The 293-nt window shown below is 45.7% G+C and carries 1 protein-coding gene; it reads right to left on the bottom strand.

The window, feature by feature from the left end:
• A partial coding sequence (locus AB4585_RS24600) for an insulinase family protein (protein WP_372171373.1) occupies positions 1-293 on the bottom strand: 293 nt, incomplete at both ends.

Below are 293 nucleotides of genomic sequence, written 5' to 3'. Positions count from 1 at the left end.
TCTCATGATAACGCCAATCTTCAATACCCTCTTCAAACACCAGTTTCATGTAGGAAAAGATCATCTCAATGATGTCATCAATATGATCAAGCCCTTCGGGTGTGAGCAGACAGCCGATAGTGAATTCTCGGAAGTTGCCACCACTGATACCGCCACCGGCAGCTAAAGAGGTCACCCAATGTTTATTTTTAAGAGCTAAGGTCAAGCTTCCCGGCCCTTCATAACCAATGAGATGGGCAAAATAAGACAGAGGCTTGGTGGCGTAATGCCTGTCTCTTATACACATCTCCGAC

The organism is Vibrio sp. 10N.222.49.C9 (genome assembly GCF_041474985.1).
GTDB classification, from domain to species: domain Bacteria; phylum Pseudomonadota; class Gammaproteobacteria; order Enterobacterales; family Vibrionaceae; genus Vibrio; species Vibrio crassostreae_C.
The sequence above is the reverse complement of the archived record's forward strand: the minus strand, read 5'-3'. Positions and strand labels throughout refer to the sequence as shown.